Annotated in this window: 25 protein-coding genes; 12 read left to right on the top strand and 13 right to left on the bottom strand. The window is 67.6% G+C overall.

Annotated elements, in window-relative coordinates; translation table 11 throughout:
- Positions 1 to 90: 90 nt before the first annotated feature.
- The 9 genes from LuPra_RS16190 to LuPra_RS16155 form a co-directional block, all read right to left on the bottom strand.
- A complete protein-coding gene (locus LuPra_RS16190) occupies positions 91 to 723 on the bottom strand; it encodes a site-specific integrase (RefSeq protein WP_157899266.1) in 633 nt (210 codons plus the stop codon).
- 83 nt (positions 724 to 806) lie between these two features.
- Entirely contained in the window at positions 807 to 1,640 is an 834-nt protein-coding gene (locus LuPra_RS16185; RefSeq protein WP_157899265.1) for a PEP-CTERM sorting domain-containing protein, read from the bottom strand.
- A gap of 548 nt (positions 1,641 to 2,188) precedes the next feature.
- Positions 2,189 to 2,320, bottom strand: coding sequence for a hypothetical protein (locus LuPra_RS33930; protein ID WP_257724459.1), 132 nt, complete (start codon positions 2,318 to 2,320; stop codon positions 2,189 to 2,191).
- Positions 2,321 to 2,724: 404 nt separating this feature from the next.
- Entirely contained in the window at positions 2,725 to 2,958 is a 234-nt protein-coding gene (locus LuPra_RS16180) for a hypothetical protein (protein ID WP_110171701.1), read from the bottom strand.
- A 69-nt stretch (positions 2,959 to 3,027) separates the two neighbouring features.
- A complete protein-coding gene (locus LuPra_RS16175) occupies positions 3,028 to 3,456 on the bottom strand; it encodes a hypothetical protein (RefSeq protein WP_110171700.1) in 429 nt (142 codons plus the stop codon).
- Positions 3,457 to 3,601: 145 nt separating this feature from the next.
- Complete coding sequence (locus LuPra_RS16170; protein ID WP_110171699.1) at positions 3,602 to 4,219, bottom strand: DUF4136 domain-containing protein; 618 nt, start codon at positions 4,217 to 4,219, stop codon at positions 3,602 to 3,604.
- A 59-nt stretch (positions 4,220 to 4,278) separates the two neighbouring features.
- Positions 4,279 to 5,067, bottom strand: coding sequence for a carbon-nitrogen hydrolase family protein (locus LuPra_RS16165; RefSeq protein WP_110171698.1), 789 nt, complete (start codon positions 5,065 to 5,067; stop codon positions 4,279 to 4,281).
- Positions 5,068 to 5,353: 286 nt separating this feature from the next.
- Positions 5,354 to 7,708: a tetratricopeptide repeat protein gene (locus LuPra_RS16160; protein WP_110171697.1), complete on the bottom strand. Its 2,355-nt coding sequence runs from the start codon at positions 7,706 to 7,708 to the stop codon at positions 5,354 to 5,356.
- Between the two features lie 80 nt (positions 7,709 to 7,788).
- Positions 7,789 to 8,391 carry a YaeQ family protein gene (locus tag LuPra_RS16155; RefSeq protein ID WP_234800418.1) on the bottom strand — a complete coding sequence of 201 codons (603 nt, stop codon included), beginning with the start codon at positions 8,389 to 8,391 and terminating at the stop codon, positions 7,789 to 7,791.
- A gap of 39 nt (positions 8,392 to 8,430) precedes the next feature.
- Between LuPra_RS16155 and LuPra_RS16150 the strand changes: the two genes are divergently transcribed.
- The 4 genes from LuPra_RS16150 to LuPra_RS16135 all read left to right on the top strand — a co-directional run bounded on the left by LuPra_RS16150 (position 8,431) and on the right by LuPra_RS16135 (position 12,559).
- Entirely contained in the window at positions 8,431 to 10,572 is a 2,142-nt protein-coding gene (locus LuPra_RS16150; RefSeq protein WP_110174723.1) for a M3 family metallopeptidase, read from the top strand.
- A 148-nt stretch (positions 10,573 to 10,720) separates the two neighbouring features.
- The gene (locus LuPra_RS16145) at positions 10,721 to 11,341 is read left to right on the top strand and encodes a c-type cytochrome (RefSeq protein ID WP_110171696.1); all 621 of its coding nucleotides are present in this window, start codon (positions 10,721 to 10,723) and stop codon (positions 11,339 to 11,341) included.
- Between the two features lie 141 nt (positions 11,342 to 11,482).
- Complete coding sequence (locus LuPra_RS16140; RefSeq protein WP_110171695.1) at positions 11,483 to 12,010, top strand: c-type cytochrome; 528 nt, start codon at positions 11,483 to 11,485, stop codon at positions 12,008 to 12,010.
- Positions 12,011 to 12,088: 78 nt separating this feature from the next.
- A complete protein-coding gene (locus LuPra_RS16135) occupies positions 12,089 to 12,559 on the top strand; it encodes a MarR family winged helix-turn-helix transcriptional regulator (RefSeq protein ID WP_157899263.1) in 471 nt (156 codons plus the stop codon).
- On the opposite strand, the gene LuPra_RS16130 is transcribed toward LuPra_RS16135, so the two are convergent.
- The gene (locus LuPra_RS16130) at positions 12,519 to 13,838 is read right to left on the bottom strand and encodes an acetyltransferase domain-containing protein (protein WP_234800417.1); all 1,320 of its coding nucleotides are present in this window, start codon (positions 13,836 to 13,838) and stop codon (positions 12,519 to 12,521) included. The two genes, LuPra_RS16135 and LuPra_RS16130, sit on opposite strands and share 41 nt — an antisense overlap.
- Between LuPra_RS16130 and LuPra_RS16125 the strand changes: the two genes are divergently transcribed.
- Both LuPra_RS16125 and LuPra_RS16120 read left to right on the top strand, forming a co-directional pair.
- The gene (locus tag LuPra_RS16125; protein ID WP_110171692.1) at positions 13,832 to 14,746 is read left to right on the top strand and encodes an ABC transporter ATP-binding protein; all 915 of its coding nucleotides are present in this window, start codon (positions 13,832 to 13,834) and stop codon (positions 14,744 to 14,746) included. The two genes, LuPra_RS16130 and LuPra_RS16125, sit on opposite strands and share 7 nt — an antisense overlap.
- A 4-nt stretch (positions 14,747 to 14,750) precedes the next feature.
- Positions 14,751 to 15,491 (top strand): ABC transporter permease, encoded by a 741-nt coding sequence (locus tag LuPra_RS16120; protein WP_110171691.1) that lies wholly within the window; start codon positions 14,751 to 14,753, stop codon positions 15,489 to 15,491.
- A 179-nt stretch (positions 15,492 to 15,670) separates the two neighbouring features.
- On the opposite strand, the gene LuPra_RS16115 is transcribed toward LuPra_RS16120, so the two are convergent.
- Both LuPra_RS16115 and LuPra_RS16110 read right to left on the bottom strand, forming a co-directional pair.
- On the bottom strand, positions 15,671 to 18,061 hold the full coding sequence (locus LuPra_RS16115) for a metallophosphoesterase family protein (RefSeq protein WP_157899262.1): 2,391 nt from the start codon (positions 18,059 to 18,061) through the stop codon (positions 15,671 to 15,673).
- Positions 18,062 to 18,120: 59 nt separating this feature from the next.
- Positions 18,121 to 18,921 (bottom strand): 3-keto-disaccharide hydrolase, encoded by an 801-nt coding sequence (locus tag LuPra_RS16110; RefSeq protein ID WP_110171689.1) that lies wholly within the window; start codon positions 18,919 to 18,921, stop codon positions 18,121 to 18,123.
- Positions 18,922 to 19,246: 325 nt separating this feature from the next.
- Here LuPra_RS16110 and LuPra_RS16105 point away from each other — a divergent pair, with 325 nt between their 5' ends.
- Both LuPra_RS16105 and LuPra_RS16100 read left to right on the top strand, forming a co-directional pair.
- Positions 19,247 to 19,639, top strand: a complete 393-nt coding sequence (locus tag LuPra_RS16105) for a response regulator transcription factor (RefSeq protein ID WP_110171688.1) — start codon at positions 19,247 to 19,249, stop codon at positions 19,637 to 19,639.
- A gap of 107 nt (positions 19,640 to 19,746) precedes the next feature.
- Positions 19,747 to 22,152 carry an ATP-binding protein gene (locus LuPra_RS16100; RefSeq protein WP_110171687.1) on the top strand — a complete coding sequence of 802 codons (2,406 nt, stop codon included), beginning with the start codon at positions 19,747 to 19,749 and terminating at the stop codon, positions 22,150 to 22,152.
- A gap of 5 nt (positions 22,153 to 22,157) precedes the next feature.
- Here the strand turns inward: LuPra_RS16100 and LuPra_RS16095 are convergent, their stop codons facing one another.
- Entirely contained in the window at positions 22,158 to 22,799 is a 642-nt protein-coding gene (locus LuPra_RS16095; RefSeq protein WP_162271417.1) for a response regulator transcription factor, read from the bottom strand.
- Positions 22,800 to 22,963: 164 nt separating this feature from the next.
- Between LuPra_RS16095 and LuPra_RS16090 the strand changes: the two genes are divergently transcribed.
- The 4 genes from LuPra_RS16090 (at position 22,964) to LuPra_RS16075 (ending at position 26,127) form a co-directional block, all read left to right on the top strand.
- Positions 22,964 to 23,437, top strand: coding sequence for a DUF4333 domain-containing protein (locus LuPra_RS16090; RefSeq protein ID WP_162271416.1), 474 nt, complete (start codon positions 22,964 to 22,966; stop codon positions 23,435 to 23,437).
- A gap of 4 nt (positions 23,438 to 23,441) precedes the next feature.
- The gene (locus LuPra_RS16085; RefSeq protein ID WP_110171684.1) at positions 23,442 to 24,113 is read left to right on the top strand and encodes a spermidine synthase; all 672 of its coding nucleotides are present in this window, start codon (positions 23,442 to 23,444) and stop codon (positions 24,111 to 24,113) included.
- Positions 24,114 to 24,304: 191 nt separating this feature from the next.
- Positions 24,305 to 25,045, top strand: a complete 741-nt coding sequence (locus tag LuPra_RS16080) for a hypothetical protein (RefSeq protein WP_110171683.1) — start codon at positions 24,305 to 24,307, stop codon at positions 25,043 to 25,045.
- Between the two features lie 44 nt (positions 25,046 to 25,089).
- Positions 25,090 to 26,127: a DUF3592 domain-containing protein gene (locus LuPra_RS16075; protein WP_110171682.1), complete on the top strand. Its 1,038-nt coding sequence runs from the start codon at positions 25,090 to 25,092 to the stop codon at positions 26,125 to 26,127.
- Position 26,128: the final 1 nt, after the last annotated feature.

The following is a 26,128-nucleotide window of genomic DNA, read 5'->3' as shown; positions in this document are numbered from 1 at the left end:
GGGGTGCAGGCGGATTCGCCTTCACACGGCGGGGGTCACTGGTTCGAATCCAGTACTGCGCACCACAAATCCTAAGCAATTTCGCAAGTTTCACCCTTCGCCGCCTTGGGCTGTTTCAGGTGGTTGTGCCCTGTTTGTGACCGAGAAGGCCACGCTCTGGAGCGCCGCGACGCAGTGTGCCCGCTGGGGATGTGTGTACCGCTGGAGCATCCGCGTCGACCGATGGCCGCTGATTTCCATGACCGTGTGATCGTCGTGGCCGGCGGCGACCCTCCGGCTCAGGACGGTGTGCCGCATCGTGTGCGGCGTCACCTTCGCGCCGTCCAGTCCGGCCCGCTCGACGGCCCGGCGGAACGTGTGCCGGAAGCCGTTGGCAGTGTACCGGGTCGCCTCGGCCTTCCCCTTGCCGTGCAGCCCCGTCCCCTTCCGGGTCATGACGACGTAGGCCCCCCGGCGCTTGACCTCCCCGAAGACCGTCTTGAGCGCCTCGGACATCGGCAGGGTGCGCGCCCCGCCGTTCTTCGTGCGGCGAAACGTGAGGTCCGTCTCGGTGAGTTCGTCCCAGGTCAGGTCGAGCACCTCCCCGATGCGGGCGCCGGTCAGGAGCGCGACCTGGGCAATGCGCCGCACCTGCGTCGGCAGTTCGGCCAGGAGGCGGCCCTGATCGTCGAGCGTGATGGCGCGCGTGCGCGAGTTGGCGACCTTCAACCGGCGGCACGCCACGGGCCGGCGACTCGACCAACTTCTTCCACTCGACCTGCTTGTGAGGGCCGACGCCTCCGACCTTGACAGGATGACGGCGTGTGTTACTTGACCTGCTTGCCCTTGTGAATGCGTTTGACGGCGCCGAAGCCCATGAGCCCCAAGCCGAGGAGTGCCATCGAGGCGGGTTCGGGAATCGTTGAAGGCGACAGGTTTAGGTCGCCGGTCGTCGTGCCGGCACTCGTGCGGTTTATCGCAACGCCGATCGTCAGCGAAAACGGGCTGACGACCGACGTAAAGGTTCCCCCAACCGATCCGGCGAACGCCGGATTGGACAGCGGCCCGACCGTGCCGAACAAGTTCGCGCCGCTGAACTGTAGCGCCGTGTTCGACGTGCCACCCCAGGCCCGCCCCGTGGCTGTTCCGCTCCCGCCCGAGTTTGTTCCGCCGAACGTCAACAGGAACGGATGCACGGTCGCTCCGAGGAAATCCGTGTCGCTCGCATACAGGAAGACGCTGTTGCTGTTGGAGTTGCTCGTCGTCGCCGTGAACGTCACGTCCAGCTGTGGCGAAGCCGCGCTACCAAGCATCGGCTTACTCTGCGTGGTGTTCACCACGAGCGAATAACCGAAGGCGGAGGTTCCGAAACTGATCGCCCCTACCGCCCCGATCGTATCGGTCGCAGCGCCACCCCCGCTGGTGTTGCCGTTGTTGTCGAGAACGATGAAATCGTTCCCGCCGGCGCAGGCCAGGTCGTCGCAAATCGCCGCAAAAAGCGCCGCATCTGCCTTCGTGCTCGTGCCAATCACGCACGCTAGTGCGACAGCACCCACGAGCACTCCTGAGATTGTCTTCCTCATATCGATCTCCTTCGTCGCCCTTACGAGGCGCTCTTCGCCGCTACCCGGTTCAGGCAGCAGCTGAACACCACGCTGCACCCGAGCAAGGCGATCACCGGCGGCCAGCCTGATCCAGTAGGAGGGTGTTGCCGGAAATTCTCTACAACAACCGCAGACGACCAAGACCCGTCCGGTTCAGCGACCTCTGTGCTCAGAACCCGTTCGTTGTTTGTCAACCACCCTGCGTTGACAGACGAAAGTTTCTCCAAAGGGCAGGGTTCGTCTTGCGGGCTTAGACGCGCCAAGCCGGGACTTAGATCCAATTGAGCATCAATGCGTCAATCCCTAGTTCGAGCCTGGCCCGAATGGGGATCGCTCATCGTCCGTAGTCAATCCGAGGAACGGCCGCGTCATGCGCGACATCCCCGCGACTTCGACCTCGTGGATCATCGCCTTGGTCTGCGGGCCCGTTCGTCGTGACGCTCGCACCATCGTTGTCCCGCGTCGTCGTTTCGCCATGTTCGTCGTCCTCTCCGCCCTGCAAGGTGGCCCGGCGCCGATGCACTGGCCGGGCCACACAGCGGGCATCGCGCACGGTGCTGGACACGCACGAGGCCTGACGGCCCGCTTGACGTCGGCGTCCACCATCAGCAGCAGTTCAAGGCCGAGCGCGTGGGCATGGGCGTCGCAGACGGCTGTCCGGCCGTGTTGGTGAGGGTCCCCAGGCGCACCCAGGCGGGCGTGACGTCGGGACCGGACGGCCCGAGGTCAAGAGACATGGGAGTAACAAACTTCAGCCGTCAAGTATCGGTGCGAGGGGTCGTCCGGCGTGTCCTTGGCGGGCCACTGCCCCGCAGAAGTCGTGGCGCGCTCATGTCGTGCGGGTCGCCCCGGCCCTGACCACCGATCGCGTCACGGTCGCGCCCACCGCCTACTCCTGCGCACTCTCGTACACGAAGTTCCTGGCTGATCGGGTCGGCGTACATGAACTGATCGATGTGATGCACCTGCAGAGCACAGCGACGTACTTGGTTCACCGTGCTGGACGGCACGCGCGCCGACATCCGCGGCTCGCTGACCCTCGGCGCCGCCGCCACCCACGACCAGAGCTTTCTCGGCATACCGGCCGAGTGATGACCAGCGGGCGCTGGTCGGCGGCTGGGCGCGTTGACGCGCGGGTCGATCAGGGCTCGCCTGGCCGCACGATGCGCGTGGGCCGAAGCTGCATCGACAAATCCGTGAGCTCTGGAAGCGTCGTCTCCACGAACTGGCTGAACAGGGCCAGCACTGCCTGCTGTCCCTTGACATCGTCGCCGGCGGCCTGCAGTTGACCGTTCAGTTCGATCAGGCTCGCGCCAATCCGGTCGAGCACGTCGGCGGCGCTGGCGGCCCGATGCTGCTGCGCTTCGGGAGTCATGCCGTCCATCCTGCCACGGAGACGGCGCGGCGGTCACCCCGCGCCGTCACGTGATCTGACGAGGCGGTCTCAGCGTGGCCGCGTGCTTCCGGCCGGCTCCCGCTGACGCTCGCCGGTAAAGGTCCATTTGTCATCGCCTTCATCAATCTGCCAGCTTCCTTCGATCGTGTCTCCGCGCACAACGGCGCTCAGGCGCGCCGTTCGGCCGTCCGCGGTCGTGCTGCCGCTGATGCGTCCACCCTCGACGGTCATCGTCGTGAACGCCATCGCCGGGCCATGGCGCCCGTCAGAGGTGGAGCGCGCCCAGTCTGTCGCTCCCTGCAGCTTGCCGGCGGAGTCGCGCTTGATGATCAGCGTGATCGTTTCGCCATCGCCGTGCTGACACCGCGCGGGACCGGTCCACGTGCCGACCACGTCGCTGCTGTTGGTGTTGGGGTGCGCGTCCATACTCACCAGAGCACAGACACTGAAGACGGTTGCCACGAGAAGCGTTCGCATGTGTCCCTCTCTTTGTCGTGCCACAGTGTACTAGTACATTAGTACACATGCAAGAGTGCACATGCAAGCCGCGGACTGGACGCGACGCACTTGGGATTAGCGACGAGCTCCTCGTCAGGGCGTTCGGCGTTCGGCGTTCGTCGCGTTACTTGACCGCCAGTCCCTGCTTTTTCATCTCCTTTGCCGCCTCCTTGACGAGATCGGCGAGGAGCTTGCGCGAGTCCTTCGGGTTGGTGGTCTCGCTGGAGCCGGCCCACAGGAGGGCGTTGGTCGGCACGCTGTAGATCAGCGTCTCGATGGCGACCACCATGTCCTCACGGATCGAGCCGGGATCGTACATGGCGCCCCACCCGTAGCCGTAGTATCCCCACAGCGAGTTGTAGTACGTCGACGTCCAGACCGGCGGCGTGTACACGGTGCGCTTGCCCATGCTGACCGGCCGCATCACGATCACCCCCTCGACGCTGGTGCGCTCGAACCAGCCGCGGGCCTTGTCGGGATCGGTGAGTTCTTCCTTCGGGATCAGGCGATAGGCGGCGACGGCATTGATGCCGCGCGCCTTCAGTTCCGTGACGAGCCCTTCTTCACCGGACATGCGGAGACTGTCGTCGCTCGACATCACCAGTGTCGCCACCTTCTTGCCGGTGAAACTCACCTGCTTTGCCTCGGGCGCGGCCCAGGTGGACGTGAACTTGGTGTCGGCCAGCAGGACCACCGGCAGCGCCGCGGCGAGCAGCGCCACGCGAGTGAGAGTGCGGATCATTCAGGCTCCTTGGGACAATGGCTGCGTCAGGCGCCACGCCTGACGCGTGTTCGTGTTGTTCAGTACTCGTAGCGGCATCGGCTCGCCAGCAACCCGGTGGCGAGATCGAGATCGAGATCGGCGACGAGCACGCCGGCCACACCGTACGGCTGATAGCACTGGAGCGTCCCGTCGGGGCGCGCCACGGCTGATGTCGTCGGCGATCCCTCGCAGGCGTAGTTGACCGTCGCCACGTAACACGTGTTCTCCGCCGCGCGGCAAAGGACCGCTTTCTCGTGAAATGTGTTGGCCGGATCGGCAAAGCTGCCGGGCCGGTACCCGCCCGGCTCCGCTTCGTGGAAGGCCTGATGGAAGACGACCTGTGCGCCCCGTCGCGCCGCCCAGCGCACGGTTTCCGGGTACCGCCAGCCTTCGTGGCAGATCGTCACTCCGAAGGTCATCCCGTCGGCGTCGAAGACCCGCCTGCCCTCACCCGCAGCGTACAGGCCCTCTTCCGACGGATCGATCTGCACCTTGTCCTGCACGCCGATGACGCCGTCCGGGCCGATGACCACGGCCGACGCGAGCAGACGGCCCGAGTCGAGGCGCTCGGTGCCCAACACGACCGTCAGGCGTGCGCGCGCAGCCGCTGACGCAATGGTCGTGGTGGCGGCGGCGAGCCAGGCGGCATCGGGTGGAGGCACGGCCTTGTCCACGGCGCGGTACCCGGGCACGTAGCACTCCGGGAAGCAGATGATCTGCACCCTCTCACGCGCCGCTGCCGCGATCGCCTCACACGCGCCAGAGACCGCGGCGGCCGGCGACTCGGGAAACGGCAGGTTGGCCAGTGCAATGCGGATGCCCCTCACCGGGGCAGTATCCCAGACGACGGTCGGCCGAGGCCAGACTCGCTCTTTGTAGGCCTGCTTTCCCGGAGCCGTACCGTGACGTCGGCCGAGAGGCCTTCAGCGGCACGTCAGGCGTCCGCACCCGATCTCCTTCTTGAACTTGAAGCTGATCAGGCTGTAGGCGGCCGATAATCAGAAATGGTCGAACGGCCTTCCAGTCGACGAGCGCTCCCATGCCGAAGTCCGTGTCGGCGCCGACGCCGAACCCGTCGTACTCGTGGCGCGGCTGCAGCGTGAGCTACACAGATCACCTCACGCCGAGCCCGCGTGCCAACTGGACCAATGCAGGATCCCCTGGTGCGACGACCAGCAGGCGGCGGACATACGCGCGGGCGCGGTCGACGTCGCCGGACTTCTGGGCGGCGCCCAGGCCGGCGTCGAGCAGATCCCGATTATCAGGGTGACGGAGGAGCGCAGCGTCGATGACCTGCAGCGCTTCTGGCAGTCTTCCCTGCGATTCGAGCGCCAGGGCATACGCAAAGGGATAGCGCGGCACCTCGGGCGCGGCCCTCGCGGCCTGGGCCAGCAAGGTCACGGCCTCCGCAGCCCGCTGCTGGCGGTACACCGACAGCCCCAGGGCATAGAGCACGCCGGCATCGCCGGGCACCTCCGCCAGCGCGCGGCGCAGCGTCTGCTCGGCGACAACCTCGTTGCCCCCCTGCCGCTGGAGTTCCGCGAGGTTCACATAAGCCGGCAGGAACCAGGGCGCGTACTTCGTGGCGGCTTCGTACTCGGCTGCGGCCGCCGCGACATTTCCGCGCCGTTCCTCGAGCAATGCCAGGTTGACGAAGGACTCCGGGCGATCGCCGTTGAACGCCTCCGACACGCGCACGTCACCGAGGTTCCGCACGAGCGCCTCTCGCTGCCCCGCGGGCAGCCACGCGGCGGGCTCGCCGGCCAGGGCCGACGCCGCATCGATGCGAATGGACCTGAGCGGATCCTCGAGGAGGCGGCCGCCGATGCGAGCGCGCGCTGCTGGTTCCAGCCGTTGCAGGCCCTGCGCGACGGCCAGTCGGACCAGCGGGTCGGGATCGCCGGCGAGTGCGTCGAGCGAGAATTCGAGTTGGGCCGGCCCGGCGTCCTGCAACAGTTCCAGGGCCGAGGCGCGCACGATGCCCGGCTGACGGGCATCCGAGGCAATCGTCGTCAGCCCGCCGACGGCGTCTGCCCTGCCCTGCCGCGACTTTGCGAACGTCTCGGCAAAATGCGGTCGCTGCCGCCACGCCGGTGTCCGCCACGTGTCCAGAGCGGCCGAGGCCCACGCCGCGGGCTTGTTCGCGTGACAGGCAGTGCACGCGTTGGGCGTGCCGAACCGCTCGCTGAAGTCCGGCCGCGGCACGCGGAAGCTGTGATCGTGCCGGCGATCCACGCCCATGTACGCCTCGGTCGGCATGTGGCAGGCCACGCACGACGCACCGGCGGTTCCTGCCTTGTGCCCGTGATGGGTGGGCCCATCGAAGGTCGTCGGCAGATGGCACTGTGAGCAGACCGCGTTGCCGTCGGCCTTCTGCTTTAGGCTGTGCGGGTCGTGACAGTCCGAGCAGGTCACGCCGGCTGCTTGCATCTTGCTCTGGAGGAACGAGCCGTAGTTGTAGACCTCGTCCTGCATCTGCCCGTCAGCGCGATACAGCCCTTCGGAGAGGAACGCCGGCCGGTATGACATAAGGAACGGCTGGCCGGGCACGTGCGCGTCGAATCGTTCCGATCGACGGGCATGGCACGGGGCGCAGATCTCCACTTCTGCGCGCCGCGTACCGAGCGCCGGGCTCCGCTTCGCGATGCCGTTGGCCATCTGCATCGTCCACTGGACGTCACGCCGCTCACGGAGCGACACGGTCAGTCCTATGTCCGCCGCGCTCGGCGACGTCACGGCGGCGCCGTTCGCGCGCGTGTTGGCCCATGCCACATGCGCGGACGCCGGCCCATGGCAGGTCTCGCACGACACGTCCATCTCGGACCACGTCGTCTTGTAAGTGTTGGTCGCGCGATCGAACCCCTTGCGCAGGTTCGTGGAATGGCACACCGCGCACTGGGCGTTCCAGTTCTGGCTGAATTTCGTCCAGTGCAGTACGTCGGAGTGCGTGACGGCCTCGTCCGGATACAAGTGGTACCAGCGCTGCCCGCCCTCGGCCTTCGTGCGGCTATCCCAGGCGATACCGAGCGCCTGATACCGGCCGTCGGGAAACCCGATCAGGTACTGCTGCAGCGGGTACACGCCGAACACATACGCCACGTCGTAGTCGCGGAGCTGTCCGTCGGGACCGTCTGTTCGCACGACGTACCGGCCGTCGCGCCGGCTGAAGCGGGTCGTGGTGCCAGCGTAGCTGAAGGTGGCGTCGGCGAAGTTGCCGAGCACGGTGGCCGGTGTGGCCTCCTGCATCGCCAGGTCGTGGTGCGACCCCTGCCAGAGTTTCTCCTCGGGCTGGTGACAACGCGCACACTGGGCCCGGCCAACGTACGTGGCGTTGGCCATGACCGCCGGTGCGACCGCCCCGGGCACGCTGGCTGGCGTCGACGGCGCCTCTTCCCGCCGGCATCCGATGGCCCCGACCAAGCCGGTCAGCGCAAGCGCGACGGTCATCGCGCAGATCTTCTGCGGCATTCGGTTTCACTATACCCGGGCCGTCCGTCCGGGAACCGAGGGCAGCGGTCAGCGGACGTCGCGGAGAATGGTCGTCCAGGTCACCGGAGTACGTGCGCCCGAACGACACCCGTGAACGTGTCGGCGCCGAGCGACACGAACAGTTCACCGTCCGAGACGGCGAGCGCAAACGCCAACCGTCGATCGAGGCGAGCCGCAAGCGCGCCGATCAACCCGAGGTCGATGGCCCGGACGTGGATGTCCGCCGCCCGGTGAATCCGCTCCCCTTCCAGGCGCTTGAGCCATTGCCCCGCGTCCCGGTGCGGGTAGACCGCCACGCGGGGGGAGGCTTTCGCGGCCTTGTGCAGCCGCGCCGGGTCGGGCCACCCGATCTCGATCCACGAGCGCAGCGCCCCGGTCAGATCCCGGACGGCCAGGGCGGGGTCATCGGGCGAGGACAGGCCCCCGGTCGAGAACTCCAAACCTTCGGTGTATTCGAGCGCATAGGCCAGCAGGCGCGTCACCAAGTAGTCGTCCGACTCGGATGGGTGGCGTGCAACGCGGAGGGCCAGCGTCTCGTATACGCCACGGTCGTGATCGGCCATGTCGATGTCGGCGGTGTAGATCGTCGCGGTCAGGGCCACCCGCGCATCGTCGCACGTCGCCAGCAGGACCACTTGACGGCAAGGGGGTTCCCTCGTCATGGTGGAGTTTCTGGAGGACGTGTGCCACTCGAGTCATTCATGCCTGCCGGTTTCGCCGTGCTGGGCCTCCTCGTAAACCCTGTGAACAGCCCCGCCCAGCCTGCCGCCACCGCCGCCACCAATCCGCTGCTCCAGGAATGGACGGGCCCCTACGGCGGTGTGCCCCCGTGGGACAAGGTGTTGCCCGAGCTCTTCAAACCGGCATTCCTGGCCGCGATCGACCTCCAACGCCAGGACATCGAGGCGATCACCAAGATCACGGCGCCGGCCACGTTCGCCAACACGATCGAGGCCCTGCAGCGTGCGGGTCGCCCGCTGGGACGGCTGGACGTGTTGTTCGGCGTCATGACCAGCAACCGGAACGCGCCGGAGTACCAGGCGCTCGACCGCGAGCTCTCGCCGATCTTCGCTGCCGCCGACGACGAGATCACGTTCAACGAGCGGCTGTTCGCCCGCGTCGCGGCTGTCCGGGACTCGATGGCACGCGGGGATCTCACGGCCGAGCAGCAGCGCCTCACGCAGCGGACCTACGACGGCTTCGTGCGACAGGGCGCGAAGCTGAGTGCCGCGGACAAGCAGCAGCTCTCGAAGATCAACCAGGAGCTCGCAGGCGCGTTCTCGGACTTCGCCACCAAGATCCTGGCCGACGAGGACACGTGGATCACGCTGGACAGTGAGGCCGACCTCGCGGGGCTGCCGACGGCGCTCGTCTCGGCCTACAAGGCCGCGGCCGCCGAGCACAAGGTTCCCGGCAAGTGGGCTGTCGTCAACACCCGATCCTCGGTCGACCCGTTTCTCACGTTTGCGTCGCGCCGGGACCTGCGCGAGAAGGTGTGGACGACCTTCAAGAGCCGCGGCGACAACGGCAACGCCAACGACACCCATGCGGTCATTGCCCGGATTGTCAAGCTGCGTGCCGATCGCGCCAGGTTGCTCGGCTTTGCCTCGCACGCGCACTGGCGCATGGACGACACCATGGCCCGCGACCCTCAGAAGGCCACCGAGCTGATGATGCGCGTGTGGACGCCAGCCGTGGCGCGCGTCAAGGAGGAGGTCGCCGACATGCAGGCGATCGCCGCCAGGGAAGGCCAGGCGATCACCATCGAGCCATGGGACTACCTGTACTACGCCGAGAAGGTCCGCAAGGCGAAGTACGACCTCGACACGAACGAGCTGAAGCCCTACTTCGAGTTGAACAACGTGATCGCGGCGTCGTACGCGATGGCCGAGAAGCTGTACGGCTTGACGTTCACGGAGATCACCGGGACGGTGCCCGTCTTCCATCCGGACGTCCGCGTCTTCGAGGTCAAGGACAAGGCCACCGGCCGTCACGTCGGCGTGTACTATCGCGACGATTTCGCGCGCCAGTACAAGCGGTCCGGCGCATGGGCCTCCGGATACCGGGGACAGCGCCGGTTCGACGGGCCCGTCACCCCGATCACGTCCAACAACAACAACTTCGTCAAGGCCGCCGCCGGGGAGCCGGTGCTCATCAGCCTCGACGATGCCGAGACGCTGTTCCACGAGTTCGGGCACGCGCTGCATGGCCTGCTGATGGACGTCACGTACCCCGGGCTGGCAGGGACGCCGCGCGACTTCGTGGAGTTCCCGAGCCAGGTGCACGAGAACTGGGTGCTCACGCGCGACCTGCTGGATACGTACTTCCGTCATTACCAGACGAAGGCGCCGATGCCGCAAGCGTTGGTGGACAAGGTGAACAACGCGTCCAAGTTCAACCAGGGTTACGCCACGGTCGAGTACCTGGCTTCGGCCATCGTCGACATGCGCCTGCACCTGTTGCCGGATGGCGTGGTCGATCCGGATGCGTTCGAGCGCAAGACACTGGCGGAGATTGGTGCGCCGAAGGAGGTGGCGATGCGGCACCGACTGCCGCAGTTCAACCACCTGTTCACGTCGGACTCCTACTCGGCGGGCTACTACAGCTACCTCTGGTCGGACGTGATGGCTTCCGATGCGTGGGCCGCGTTCGAGGAAGCCGGCAGCCCGTGGGACCCGGCGGTCGCGCAGAAGTTCAAGACCATCATCCTGGCCACCGGCAACAGCATCGATCGGGCCGAGGCCTACCGACGCTTTCGCGGTCGCGAGCCGGACGTCAACGCGTTGCTGCAGAACCGCGGCTTCCCCGTCGGCGGCAGCAGCGACAAGGGTCGCGACGATTGAACGGCTCATATCCGCGGTGTTCGAGGACGACCAGGCGGCCCGGACGTGGGCCGAACAGGGCACCTGACGCGCGCAACGGCGGATGGCGGTGCGTCGTAAGCAGCACAATCGTCCGTGACCAGCCGTTGACCTGATCGAGGAGAGCCGCATGTTCCGAGGCGCTGCGTCCCTTGCCGCTGCCCTGTTGTGCAGCGCTGTCATCACCGTCGCCGGGCAGGCGCCACAGGCGCCGCCACAGGGGCCGCCGCCTGGTCCTCAGGGTGGCCCCCCGGGAGGCCGTCCGGCCTTTGTCCCGCCGACACCCAAGAACCTGAAGGTCTTGCCCAAGGACATCGAGGGGCGCCAGTTGATGGGCGTGATGCGCGGCTTTACACAGGCGCTGGGCGTTCGATGCGTGTTCTGCCATGTCCCTGGCGCGAACGAGCAGGACCTCAACACGTTCGACTTCGCGAGCGACGAGAAGGACCACAAGAAGGCCGCTCGCTCGATGCTCAGGTTCACGGAGTCGCTGAACAAGGACTTTCCGATGGACGTCGGGGACGAGCCCGAACCAGGCCAGATGCGCGTCACATGCTGGACCTGCCACCGCGGTGACAAGGAACCCCAGACGCGTCGGCCGGATGGTCCTGGCGGACCTGGTGGGCCACCAGGGGCGCCTGGCGGCCCCGGCGCACCGGGAGCACCCGGCGCACAGGGCGCACAACCGCAGGCCCCGCCTGCGCAGGGGCAGCCCCCACAGGGGCAGCCGCCTCGACCGCCAGCGATTTGAGGCAGCAGAGTTAGCTGACGTTGGACCGTCGGCCGGGGTCGACGGTCCGCTGCCGCCGCAGCAGGGAACGCATCTGCGGAGCGCACGAAAGTGCGCTAGCATCTGCCCTCCAGCAGAATGCTGCCCTTCCCGGGAGAGTGAATGATGCGAGGTCTCGTTCCTTTTGCGGCCGGCGTGGTCCTCTGTGGCGCCATCGTCACCGCTGCCGGCCAGGCCCCGACGCAGCCACCGGCTGCGACACCCGCCGACGACGCGGCGCCGGAATGGCTACCGAAAGAGCTGAAGAATCTGAAGGTCCTCCCCAAGGACATCGAACCCAAGCAGTTGCTGGTGGTGATGCGCGGCTTCACGCAGGCCATGGGCGTGCGCTGCGTGTATTGCCACGTCGCCGGGCCCGATCCCTCGGACATGAGCTCGTACAACTTCGAGAGCGACCGCAAGGAGCACAAGGAGACGACCCGGGCGATGCTCAAGTACACCGAGGCCGTCAACGAGGCCTTCCCGAAAGGTGTCGGCGAGGAGCCGAAGGCGGGTGAACTGCGCGTGACGTGCTACACCTGCCACCAGGGGCAGCGTGAGCCACCGACGAAGAAGCCGGACGGCCCTCCTCGCACGGGCGCGCCGGCGGCGGCGCCACAGGGACAGCCGCCACGGCCCCCGGGGCTGTAAGATAGGGATTGGAGGCGCTGGATGCCGGCGCCTCCTTTTCTCGTGGACATTACGTGTTTAAACATATCTCGTCGCCACATGCCGACTGACCTGGAGCAGGAACTCAAGCAGACGCGGCCGTTCAAGTCGCCACACGAAGAAGCCTTCGTCGGCCTGCAGCGCACCGCCGCCTTGCTGGAACACGCGATCGAGACCCTGCTGAAGCCCTCGGGCGTCACCGCGACCCAGTACAACGTGCTGCGGATCCTGCGTGGCGCCGGCGAGCAGGGGCTCTGCCGCAGCGAAGTCGGGCAGCGTATGGTGCGGCGCGTCCCCGACGTCACCCGCCTGCTCGACCGCCTCGAGGAGACCGGCCTCATCGCGCGCACGCGTGGCGGCGAGGATCGGCGGTATGTCAGCACGACGATCACGCCGAAGGGACTCGAGACGCTGGCCGCCATCGATGAAGTCATTCCGCCGTTCCTGGAACAGCACATGGGCGCGCTGGACGCCGAGCAACTGCAGTCGCTCACCTCCCTGCTCTCGATCCTCCGCCGAGCGCACGCGTAGCGACCCTGCCACTCTCGCTCGTCCACGTTCGCGCCAGTCGCCTGGCGGCCAGTCGGCGGCAAGCCGGCCACAACAGCACCAGCACGGCCAACCACGCGGCGTACACCCCCCACAGCGGATAGCCGAAGCCGGGAGGAAATGCCGCGGCCGGGCCGCCCATCGATGGCAGCGGCATCCACAGGAACGCGGCCGCCGCCCGTCCATAAGTGGCCAGCGCCGCGACGGCCGCCAGCCCGTGCAGCACAAAGAAGTGGCTGACGAAAAAGAACAGCGGCACCCGACCGAACACCACCAGCGGTTGCCCTGCCGGCCAGGCCCGCCGGTCCATCCACGCGAGCAGGAGCAGGCCAGGGCCCAGGGTCATCAGCAGAAACGCCAGCGAGGGCGGATACTTGGTCGTGTTGAGGAACGACAGCACCGTCAACACGGCTGACGGCTGGACAGACCAGGGCGCGGGATCGCCGTAGCCGTTCATCAGCCGTAGCCCCAGAAACGCCACACAACAGGCGATTCCCATCGTCACGAGTCGGCGCTGGCGGACGTCAGCCAGTGCGCCGAACAGCGGGCCCAGGCCGTACCCCGCGGCCATCACCGCGCACCACGGCACCAGCGGGTAGCCCACCACGGCGACGATCCCGCCGACGGGCAGTACGCCGGGCTCGTGCAGGACCCTCCACACACCGGCGAACTGGCCGAGGTCCGCCGCGCGGATGGGATCCAGGAGGTTGTGGCCGACGATGACGACCAGGCTTCCGGCGAGGACGACCGACAGCGGCAGCCACACGAGCGCTGCAAGGATCAACATCGACAGTCCGAGCACCCACAGCACCAGCAGCAGCGGTGGGTAGGCCATCGACAGCGAGAAGTTCATCGCCACGCGCATGACGACGAGTTCCAGGACGATGAGCCAGAGGCCACGGGAAACGAGGTAGCGCGAAAGCGACGCACGCGTCTCACCCGGGCGCTGCAACCGCAGCCAGGCGCCGACGCCGGCGAGCAGCGAAAAGAGCGGCGCGCACAGGTGGGTCACCCAGCGCGTCGCGAACAGCAACGGCGTCGTCCGGGCGAGGTCGGTCGGCGAGAAAGTCATCGCGCCGGCGTGAAAGAAATCGCGCGCGTGGTCCAGCGCCATCAGCACGATCACGAGCCCGCGCAGGGCGTCGATGGCTTTGAGACGAGGAGCAGGATCGCGCGAGATGGCAGCCTCCGGTGATCCCGGGCATCGTACCCCGGCCTGCATCACGGCGGCCGGGGCGGGGTACGCTTGAGTCGATGTCACCGGTAATCGAGGTCGAAGGGCTGCGCAAGCACTATGGCCAGGTCAGAGCGGTCGAGGATGTGTCCTTCGACGTGCATCAGGGTGAGATCTTCGGATTGATCGGGCCCAATGGCGCCGGCAAGACGACGACGCTCGAGTGCGTGGAGGGACTGCGCGTACCCGACGCCGGTCGCATCCACCTGTTCGGGCTCGATCCCGTGCGCGATGCCGGGGCGTTGCAGATGCGCGTTGGTGTGCAGCTGCAGGAGTCGCACTTGCAGAAACGGATCACCGTCCGGGAGGCTGTCGATCTCTGGGCCTCGCTCTATCGTCAGACGCTCGACGGCGCCCACCTCCTCGAGCAACTCGGGTTGCACGAGAAGCGCAACGCCTGGTTCATGACGCTCTCTGGCGGCCAGAAACAGCGCCTGTTCATCGCACTGGCACTGATCCACGACCCCGAAGTCGTCTTTCTCGACGAGCTGACGACCGGCCTCGATCCGCAGGCTCGCCGCACGATCTGGGAGCTGGTGCGGGGCATCCGCAGCCGCGGCAAGACCGTGGTGCTGACCACGCACCTGATGGAGGAAGCCGAACGCCTCTGCGATCGCGTCGCCATCGTCGACAACGGTCGCGTGGTGGACATCGGCACACCCGCCGCACTCGTGGCACGCCATTGCCCGGAGCGGCTGGTGGCCGTCACGACCGATGACAAACGGGCCCCCGCCCTGCTGACGGCCTGCCGATCCGTCGCCCGCGTCGACACCGCGTCAGGAACGTTGCTCGTCCACGGTAGCGGCGAGGGCGTGCTCGACGACGTGCTCGAGTGCCTGTCGACGAATCGCGTACACGTCACCGGCGTACAGTCGCAGGCGTCGACGCTCGAGGACGTGTTCCTCCGTCTCACCGGCCATTCCGTCCGGAACTAGGACCATGCTGCGCGGACTCTGGAAACTCACCTGGCTCGAGACGAAGATCTTCCTGCGCGAACCGCTGGGCGTGATCGGCACCATCGGCTTTCCGATCCTGCTGTTCGTGCTGCTGCGGCGGATCGGTCGCGGCGCGCCACGGGCGGCGTTGCCGCCGCTACTGGCCATCGACTTGCCGATCCTTGCTGCCGTGATGGTGGCCGTCAGCGCGGTGGTGTCACTGGTGGCCATCATCGCGATCTACCGCGAAGGCGGCATCCTGAAGCGCCTGCGGGCCACGCCGCTGCAACCGATCACCATCCTGCTGGCCCACGTCATCGTGAAGCTCGGCTTCACCGCGTTGTCGCTTGCGGCGCTCATTCTCGTTGGAGCGCGCTCGTTCGGTCCGGCCGGCAGCGTCCCGGTCGTCTCGTTCGCCGCCGCCCTCCTGTTCACGACGCTGTGCCTGCTGTCGATCGGCTTCATCATCGCGAGCGTCGTGCCGACGGCGCGATTCGCGCAGCCACTCGCGACGCTGATCGTCTACACGATGCTGGGATTCTCCGGGCTCTTCGTGGCCGTCGATCGGCTGCCCCCAGCGATGCAGGTGGTCGCCCGCGTGCTGCCGATGTCGCATGCCGTGTCGCTGTTGCGGGGGATCTGGAAGGGCGAGGGATGGCTCGCACACGGCGCCGACGTCGCGGCGCTGACGGCGCTGTTCGTCGTGGCCACGTTCATTTCCTCGCGCGTCTTTCGCTGGGAGTGATCCAGGCGCCATCCAGGACAGCGCGAGTGCGACGACGGTTCTCACTTCTAGAGTCTCAGGTCTCAGGTCTCAGGTCTCAAGTCTTAGGTAAGGCGCGGTATAGATCCGCCGATGTGCGCCTGCGGCGCGCGGCGGGTTCTCCGAACGCGGCCTCGCTGCGAGCCCTGCGCGACCGCGACTCACTGCGCCCAGGGCACCACCCACTCGACCAGGTCATTCGGATTCGCGCCTGCGTCACGTAAGTCGCCTGAAGTATCGAGATCGCGCCATCGGAGTCGGCCGTGTACGCCCCAGGGCAGTACCCGGACGCGGTGCACCGACGGCTCGACGCGAACCTCGACGAAGCTCTGGAAGAACGGGGCCTCGTTGGAGTCGAACAGCGCCGACAGCCATTCGGCGGTGAACGGCCATCCCCCGAGATCGCGTGTCCACCACCAGGCCGGACGTTTCCACCAGGGCGTCGACGCGTCGATCTTCCGGGCCACGTCGGCATGTCCGGGATAGTGCGCCCAGGTGGTCGCGGCCGGCTGTCGTGGCCACGCGAGTGCCGTGCCGAAACTGAGGTACGCCCCACCGCCGCCATTGACCCAGTGGTGCATGGTCGGCGCGGCCCCAGGCCCGGGACGCTCCGCGTAGTACTCGAGATCGTGCGTGTCGCCGGCCATGACGATGGTGGCGCCGTGCCGGCGCAACAGCGCGTGAATCGCCGCGAACCCTCGTGGGTCGTCGTCGGCCGGGTCGGCCAGGTAGGCGCCGCCCGCATACAGCGGATGACCCAGTATCGCCATGACGAACTTGCCACGGGCAGCCTCGAGGGCTGACTCCAGCCATGCCCACTCGGCATCGTCGACGCGTCGGGCCACGCCAGTGTCGACGGCAACGAGCGCGAAGCGATCGGTCTGGACCTGGAAGAACGGCGCCCGTTGATGCGCGACCGACACGCCGTACTCCCCACCATAACTCGCGGCTCGGGCGATGAGTGCGTCGATGTGGGCATCTGTCGTGCTCGTGATGCGCTCGTCGGCTTCGACGCGCGCGCGCATCGCGAGCCTGGCTGCTTGCGGCTCGAGGAAGGTCGCGACAAACGCTTCCAGGGCGTCGTACCAATCGTGATTGCCCGGAATCGCATACAAGGGCACGCGGACGCCCTTGAATGGCAACCAGAAGTTCGTCTCGTAATTGCGCATCGCGCCTGTCGGATAGACCACATCGGACGAGATCACGACGAACTTGACGTCGGGCTGCTCTGCCGCCTGCCAGAGTGAGTCACGCAACACCTGCTGCGATGCGTCCCCTTCGCCGGTGTCGCCGATGACGATGAACGCGAAGTCACCGTCGGCTGGTACTCCGGCGGGCGTCACCGCAAACGCGTCGGCGCCATCGCCGACCTGCTGCGACGCCAGCACGCTGCGTACCATCGCCTCGCGCCACGTATCGGTGCGTGCCTCGGCCCAGGAGTTCCAGACGCCGGCTGCCCAGTTCTCGGTGTCGAAATACCAGTTCATGCCCCACACGGGCACCGTCGCCGCGATGACGGCTGCGGCTGGCAGGCCTGTGCGCAGGCCGCGGCGTAGCGCCAGGCGAGGCGAATAGCGCGCCTGGCGGAGCCGGATCGCGAAGCGCAATCGGGCCTCCAGCCACCAGCGTGCCGTCCGCGTGGCCAGTCGTGTCACGCGGCTCACCGGGTTCCCCTCGGTCAACGCCCACGCGCGCCGCTCGAGCGGCCGGGTCACCTTCCGGAACGTGAGGCGCGCCGGCACGACGACGAACGACGCGATCAGCACAGCGATGAACCAGTCACCGATGACCGCCAGCAACGGCGACAGCATGCCGAGCAGGGATGCCTCGAACCCCATGCGGCCGGCATGCAGGGCGAACAGCGTCGCGGTGAAGCCGAAGATCCACTCGCGATCGAAACCGCCGCGAGCGATTTCCTCGTCCTCGAGGCGATTGGCCATCACCAGCATCTCGGGGCGGTCGCCGAGGCCGAGATCAACCAGCGCCCTATCGCCGGCGTCATTCGAGGCGAGCACCGGGGAGGCGAGCACGTTCCACGCAGATCCGAGGATGCGCAGTGACGCCGTGATCGCGATCGTCAGCGGCAGCACCCGTTCCCGAAGCACGAGGACGACGATGGCCACGCCGAGGTTGCCGACCAGCGGCAGCAGCCAGGCCCGCAGCGGCAGGGGCGTCCCGCGACGTATCGCGGCCACGCCACGCCAGCCATAACGTCCGGCGTCGAACAGGAACCACGCCGCCAACAGGCCGATGACGACCCCGGCGACGATCGTAGTGCTGTTGAGGACGACGATGCCGATGAGGAGGGTACTGGCACCGTTGTACCAGGCGGCGCGGGCATCGGCGTCGCGGGCCCGCCGGCAGCCGTCGTAGACCTCGAGGAGGCCGGCGGCGAGCAGGAGCATGCCGACGCGCGCCATCGCCGATTCGCTGGCGATCGGCGTGACGAGCGCGACCGCAGCCAGGACGAACAGGGCGATGCCGACGCCACGGACATGGCGCCGCGCGGCCGGAGCGCCGGATTGGGTAACTGACGGGGAGGGTTCAGACACGGCTGGCCCGGTCATTCAACCGGGCCAGCGAGGGTGACGTCAATGGGCCGAAGGTCGAACTACTTCAGTTCGCGCACCCAGATGTTCCGGAAGCTCAATGGCTCACTGGGGTCGCCGTGCGCCTGAAGCTTGATCGGAGTGGCCCCGTGCGCCTTGTAGGCGGGCGTGCCGATGTAGAGCGTCTCGCCCTTCAACTCGTAGCTGTTCTGGACGAGCACCCCGTTGTGCAGCACGGTGACGCGCGCGGCAGACTTCACCGAGCCGTCGCCATTGAACACCGGGGCGGTCCAGATCACGTCGTAGACGTTCCACTCCCCCGGCTTGCGCATCGCGTTGGCAAGCGGGATCGCCTGCTTGTAGATGCTGCCGGCCTGGCCGTTGGAGTACGTGCGGTTGTTGTACGAATCGAGGATCTGCAATTCGTAGCCGGCGTCGCCACCGCCGGTCGACCCGAGGAACAGTCCGCTGTTGCCGCGCCCCTGGTCTTTGCCGGTGATGTTGGCCGGGACGCGCCACTCGATGTGCAACTGGTAATTGGAGAATGAGCGCTTCGTCTGGATGTTGCCGACTGGCTTGTTGACCGTGAGGACCCCGTCGGCCACCGTCCAGCCAGCCGGGCCGCCGCCCTTCGCGTTCACCCACTCGTCGAGATTCTTTCCGCCGAACAGGACAATGGCGTCCGACGGCGCCGCATCGGTCGTCGCACCTGGCGTGACGACCGTGGGTTCGGGTTCCCAGACCTCGGTTTCCTTGGGGCTCGGCTTGGGAGCGGTCGGGGCCTGCGCCTGCTGCGCAGCCAGGGGAGCAACGAGCAGCATCGCCAGCAGGCACGCGGCGGGGACGGGGAATCGCTTGGGCATGGCAGTGCGTCGAAATATATCAAAGAGAGACACAGCCACCGCGAGCCGGGTGCGGGACTTGCGTGTCTTCGAACGGGATCGCGGCCTGATGTCACCTGGGAGACGGTCGCGATCGTGGCGGAGCGCTATCGTTGAGCGAACTTCCGCGTCTTTGCAGGTCCGTGCAGCGCAGCGTGGCGATCGTGCACCGCTTCGCGTGCCTGCGTTTTTCGCAGGTGCACGCCACACGGAAATGATGCAGTAAGCCCCACGTGACCAATGGTTAGTTGTAGCTGAACCTGAACGCTTCTATCGTGAAGCAATCGTCCTTGCTGGTTTGCTGTCGATGACCGCCGCCCGTATCGCCCTCGTGGATGACGACCCGTCCATCCGACGCGGTGTGGCGCGCATGCTGGAATTGAGCGGCCTGCGCGTCACCACCTTCGGATCGGCGGAGGACCTCCTTGCCGACGACGCCGGCGAGGCGTTCGATTGCCTGGTCCTCGACATTCACCTGCCCGGGGTCAGCGGGCCCGAGTGCTACGGCGGGATGCGGGCGCGCGGTGCGGCGCCGCCAGCGGTGTTCATCACCGCGCACGACGCCAGCGAAACACAGGAAATGCTGCAACGGGTCGCCCCTGCGCTCTGTTTGCGCAAGCCATTCCGTGGCCAGCAATTGCTCGAGGCCATACGCACCGCGCTGAGTACCGGGTCTCACAACCCGGCCTTGTCCCGGTAGGCCCCGTCCGTCACTGCTGTCCCATTTGGTGTGACCCCAATCGCCTGGCAGCGCCGGGTGGGGCATGGTTGCGCCATCGCGTGCAAGGCGCGCTACACTGCCAACCCATGGGGTCGTACGGTGGTCGCCTGCTGGCGGCCCTCTTGAGCGTCGCCTGCCTCCAGGCCGCCGGCGCGAGGACATCGGCAGCACAGGAGGAGTCACCAGGCGCGGCGCGCGGCACGGTTCTGGTGCTGATCCCGGTCCAGCCGGGGCGTCCGATCTTCGATCTCTTCGCGCGTGGCGTTGCCGCGGAGATTATGCGGCGTCCCTCACTCAACGTCGCGCTGTCGTTCGAACAGCTCTACGGCGTCACGGATTCCGATGCCGTGACGCAACGGCAGATCGAGTTCGTCAAGGCCAAATACCACGGTCAGCCCATCGCCGCCATCATCGCCATGGCGCATCCGCGATACCTGCAGGTCCGCGAGCGTCTCGGAGTGTCGCCGGACGTGCCGTTGATTTTCATCGCCGAGCACGCCGCGCAGCACCCCCGACCGATGAATACCGTCGTGATCGACGTCGCGGAGACGCTGGTGGACTCGTGGGCGTACATGCGTCCCTTGTTCGCCGCGCATCATCGGGTCGCGGTCCTCGGAGGCAGCGCGCCGGCCGATCGGCAGCTGTCGGGTCGGACCATCAACACCCTGCGCCAGTCCATCGGCTATTCGCGCGTCATCGACCTCACGAACCTGGCGCTCGAGGAGATGCCGGACCGCGTCGCCGCCCTGCCGCGTGACGCGGTCGTGCTGCTCGACAGCACCGTGGCCGACCGCCACGGGCGCCCGATCACGTCGCAGGGCGTGCTGTCGGCGATCAAGCCGGTGCTGCAGGTGCCGACGCTCGTCAGCAATGACGCGCTGCTCGGACAGGGCGTGCTCGGAGGTTCGCTGTACCGTATCGAAGAGGTCGGCGCGCAGGTCGGACGCACGACCATCCGTGTCCTCGATGGGGCACCGGCCGACACGATCCCGGTGCAGCGGCTGGCGGCGCGCGCGTTCATTGACGCCAGGGAACTCGGCCGGCTAGGGCTGCCAGTCAGCCGCGTGCCGCCCGGCACGACGCTGCTCTGGCGCGATCTCGGCATCTGGGAGGAGTACCGCGGGTGGATTCTCGCCGCGCTGACCCTGGTGCTGCTGCAGACGGCCCTGATTGCCGGCCTGCTCGCCGAGCGTCGACGCCGCCTGGCGTCGCAGCGGCAGCTTGCCGAGCGACTCGGCGTGCAGGCCCTGGTTGCCGACATCTCGACCGGGTTCGCCAACCTCTCCGGGGATCGGCTGGATGCGCAGATCGTCAGCAGCCTCGAGCGGCTTGGGCGGGCGCTCGACACGGAGGACTGCGCGATCTGGGTGCTGCGGGGCCCCGACGGCCGCCCCCGCCGGATGTTCGGCTGGCCAGAGAAGATCGACGGCGCGAGCGAAGGGTCGCTGCTCGAGGAATCGCTACTCACGTGGGCACGTCCCCGGCTCGACCATGGCGAGGAGGTGCAGATCAGCGACATCACCGACAGGCCGATCCGCTCGCGCACCGCGCCGGACGACTCCAGTGCCTCGTTCCTGCTACTCCCCTTGCGGGTAGACGGCGAAGTGATCGGCGTGCTCGCACTGAGCCACGCGTTCTCGCCGGACTGGTCCGCCCATGTCCTCGGCGACCTGCGCACGATCGGCGAGATCATCGCCACTGCATCGGTGCGCAAGCGGACCGATGCGTCGATGCGCCGGCAACTCGAAACCCTGGCCCACGTCAATCGTGTCGCCAGCCTGGGCGAACTGGCTGCATCGATCGCGCACGAGTTGAACCAGCCCCTCGCCGCCATCCTGAGCAACGCGGAAGTCGCGCAGCAGTTGCTGGCCCTGCCCGAGCCGCCGTTGCACGAACTGCGCGAGATCGTCGGCGACGTGATCACCGACGACGAGCGCGCGGGCGAGATCATCCGCAACATGCGGTCGATGCTGCGCAAGGTCGATACCGACGCGGTGCCGGTCGACGTCAACGCCGTGGCGACGGCGATCACGCGCCTGTTGACCCACGACGCTCAGCTTCGGGGAGGGTCCCTCAAGGTCGAACTCGGTAAGAACCTGCCGACGGTCACCGTCGATGCGACGCAGTTGACGCAGGTGATGCTCAACCTGGTCGTCAATGCCGTCGACGCGATGGCCGCCATGCGCGTACGGCGAGCCGTGAGCGTGCGGACGATGGCGACCGACGGCGGCGTCACGATCGAGGTCCGGGATCACGGCCCTGGCATCGCGCCTGACGTCCTGCCTCGCCTGTTCGAACCCTTCTTCACCACCAAGCCGGAAGGACTGGGAGTCGGCCTCGCGATCAGCCGTTCGATCCTCGAGGCGGCGGGCGGACGGATCCGCGCGGAGAATGCCGCGGAAGGCGGAGCCCGATTCCTGGTGTGGTTGCCGGCGTCACGTATTGCCGCGGCCGAGTCCGAGGACGACCTGGCGCTACGGCCACCGGCCTGAGGGGCTCAGCGCTGCGACACCGGTCCGATCGGGGCCTCGAGCACGCCGAGCTTGTCGAGCAGGAGGACGAGTTCCGGCACCGAGTTGACGCCCAGCTTGATCAGGCCGCGCGCCCTGTGGAACTTGATCGTCGCGAGCGTCAGGTCGAGGTCGTAGGCGATCTGCTTGTTCAGCTGCCCACGGGCCACGCCAACGCAAACTTCCCGTTCGCGCGGCGTCAGGGAGGCGTACTTGCTCTGCAACAGCGCCAGGTCATGGGCTGCGGCGAGAATGGTGCGGTGACGCTCGACCGCCTCGCCGACCGAGGCCAGGAGGTCCTCGGACCTGACCGGCTTGGTCAGGAAATCGATCGCGCCCGCCTTCAGGGCTTGGGTCGAGGCCGGAATCGTGCCCTGTCCGCTGAGGAAGACGACCGGCTGGGTCCACCCCGTCTGACGCAACCGCTCGTGGAACTCCAGCCCGGTCATCTCCGGCATCTGCAGGTCCACCAGCAGGCATCCCAGGGCCGGACTGGGCTGGCGCTGGAGGAACGACGCGGCCGACGGCACCTTCTCCACGTCGTACCCGCCGAGCTGCAAAACGCGGCCGATCGCCGTGAGAAAACGCTCGTCATCGTCCACGGCGAAGACGGTGGCCACGGGTCCCATGAGTGGAGGCATCCTAACCCAATGTCACGACGGTGGGAATACGTCGCCACGTTTGACGAGTCTGGAACCACGCGGTGCTGAGGTTCGCCGAGGTCCATCCTGAAAGGGTGTCAATGCGTCCTGTCGTCTCCCCCGCCCCTCACCGCGCAATTGGGGTCCTTGCCATGCTCGCCCTCGCGGCTCTGGTCGGCTGCACGAAGAACCTGAACGTCGACGCGGTGGCTCCGGCGATCACCCAGGGCGTCTCCGATCAGGTGGGCCTCAGGCTCGCCAGCGTCACCTGTCCGAGCGGCCCGCGGCCGCTCGTTGCCAACGATACGTTCAACTGCACCGGCGCCGTCGTCGGCGGCGGCTCGCTCACGATCGCCGTCACACAGACCGACGACACCGGCAACATCACGTGGAAGGTCGCCAGCACGGACGGCCTGCTCGACCTCGCCAAGGTGGAAGGCTCGATCGTCACCGGCCTGAGGACCCAGGCCCACGTGGAGGCGAAGGTCTCGTGCGGCGGCAAGTGGAAGGCCGCCGGCAAGGGCGACAAGTTCGACTGCCAGGCGACGGCCCCCGACGGCACGCCGATCCCGATCGGCGTCACCGTGGCCGATGGCAACGGCAACGTGAGCTGGGAGACCAAGTAGCGCGATGGTTCCCTGGGAAACGCTCGGCGACGCCAGCACGCCTGACGGCACCCGCATCACGCTGCGGCGTCGCGGCCATGAATTCCTGTTGCTGGCCGACGGCCGCAGCCTGATGCCAAGCACGATCACCGGCTCCGAAGAGGCGCTGGCGACGGTGGGCTGTCGCCATCTCGCCAGCGTCCGCGGCGCGCGCGTGCTGATCGGCGGGCTTGGCATGGGCTTCAGCGTGCGGGCCGCGCTCGACGTGCTGCCCGCCGATGCCACCGTTGTCGTCGCCGAACTGGTACCCGAAGTGCGGGACTGGAACGAGCAATGGCTCGGGCACCTCGCCGAGTACCCGTTGCGCGATCCACGCGTGCACGTCGCGATCGGCGACGTCCTGCGCGTGCTGCGCGAAGACCCCGACGGTTTCGACGCGATCCTGCTGGACGTCGACAACGGCCCCGCGGAGTTCGCGGCCGAAGGCAACGACGCGCTGTACGGCCGTGCGGGCCTCTATTCGATCCGGAGGGCGCTGCGGCCCAGGGGCATCCTGGCGGTCTGGTCGGCCTGGGACGATCGCCGGTTCGCGCGGCGCCTGGAGTCGCTGGGTTTCGCCGTGACGCTGGATCGGGTCCGCAGCCACGGACGTCGCGGGGCGAGGCACTTCATCTTCCGCGGCGTTCCCCGCGCATAGGATTCGCGCAACGTGGCGCCGTGCGATATTTCGCGGCGCTGGGGAAATACACGCCAGCGGCAGCGCGTTCGGCGTGTCGCCGGTGGCCCAGAATCCACACAATCTGGCCGGAATCGGCGCTGTCGCGCGCACAGCGTGGCATGGGCAGACGGCACATGCCCTGCAAGCGGTGGTTGGCAGGAGCGATCCCCATGCGCCGACACCCGACCGGCCGACGACTGCTGATGCTGTCCATCCTTGGCGCGGTGCTGCTCGGTGGCCTGCCGGTGTTGCCAGGCCACGCGCAGACCACGAGCCGTTACAATCAGTTACGCGCCGCTTACATGCGCGCCCACTTCCACCAGGCCCTGCTGCTGCACGACGCCGTCGCGCGTGGCGACCTGCCCAGGGCCAGGGCCGAAGCGGCCGTCCTCGTCGACGTCACCCCGACGGTGCCGATGCCCGCGGGCTCCGAGGCGTTCCAGGGTGCACTCACGCAGGCCGCTCGCGCCGCTGCCGACGCCACCACGCTGGAAGACGCGGCGCACGCGACGGCGACGCTGCTCGGCACGTGTGGGCAGTGCCACAAGGCCAACCAGATCCGGGCGGCCGTTCCGGTCGGCAAGGACACCCAGGTCGGCGGGCTCGTCGGCCACATGCTCCTTCACCAGAAGGGCGTCGACGACCTGCTCGAAGGCCTGGTCTCGCCGTCCGACACGCAGTGGGTCGAGGGCGTCCGGATCTTCGCCAGCCCGAAGCTCGACCCGCACGACGCGCCGGGGAAGATGCGCAAGGCGATCGACAGCGGCGAGACCGAGCTGGCCGTGCTGGCAGGCCATGCCGCGCCCGCGCAGCGGACGCGCGACCGCGTGGACGTCTACGGGCAGGTGATTGCCACCTGCGGTAACTGCCACCGCACCCACGGCAAATTCGCCGGTCCCGATCGGCACTGACGACCGACATGGCGCGGCAGCCTTCCGGGTGATACCTTCGCGCCGTGATCCGCCGCCTGGCGCCCCTTCGCTGCGTGTGTCTCTGTGCGTCAGCCTGGCTGGCACTCGCTGGCCAGGCCCGCGCCGCGTCTCCGTTCGAGACGTCGACACTCACCCCCACGGGTCCGGCTCCCGCGGAGGGCCGCGTATTCACCTACACGCTGATCGTCCGCAATACTGGCGGGACCGCCGGTGGCGTGATCGAGATTCACGTGCCTTCAGACACGATGGTCGCTGGCCTGGGAGGACTCGATGCCGCGTCGATCGATCACGAAGCACGCATGGTGCGATGGGAAGGCACGCTGGGACCGGGACAGTCATTCACCGGAACACTCGCGTTCCTGGCCGGCACGGACACGGGCGGCCACACGGCGTCGCTCCACGTGACCGCCCGGCCGTGGCAGGGCGAAGCGACCTACCTGGTTCACAGCGCGGCGGTCGACACGGTGCCCGCGCCCGCCGCATTCCGCCTGGGTGGCCTGGGCGTCACTGCCGCGGGCGTCGCCGTCCTTGCCTGGATCGCGGCGTCGGTCCTGTTCTGGGTTGCGATGCGCGTGATCCGCCCTGGCGCGGCCTTCTGGGCGCCGATCCTGATCATGATGCCGGCAGGGTTCCTGCTGTATTTCGCCGCGCTGGCACGTGAAGACGCCCGCATCCTCGGCCTGGCCGAAACGACGTGTACCGTCGTCGATCGCGTCATCGACACCCGCACGTCGTCTTCGTCGACGTCACGGCCGTCTGGCCCCAACACGGTGTACGCCCCGCGGCTCGCCCTTCGGCACGGCGACGGCGAACACGCGGGCGTGAGCCAGGGGTTCGGGACCGGCAGCCGGCTGTCGGGGGCGAGTGCGGCGCGCGCCGAGGCACTGCTCTCGCGGTATGCCGTGGGTGCAGAGGTACCGTGCGCGGTGGACTCGCAGGACCCACGGTACGCCTACGTCGAACGCGGCTATGGGGGCGCCTACATCTTGGCCCTGATACCGATGCCGCTGCTCGCACTCGGGATATGGGGACTCCTGCCGCGGCGCGCGCGCGGCCAGTAGG

The sequence above is a fragment of the Luteitalea pratensis genome (assembly GCF_001618865.1).
Classification (GTDB): Bacteria; Acidobacteriota; Vicinamibacteria; order Vicinamibacterales; family Vicinamibacteraceae; genus Luteitalea; species Luteitalea pratensis.
This window is presented reverse-complemented; position numbering and strand designations above follow the sequence as displayed.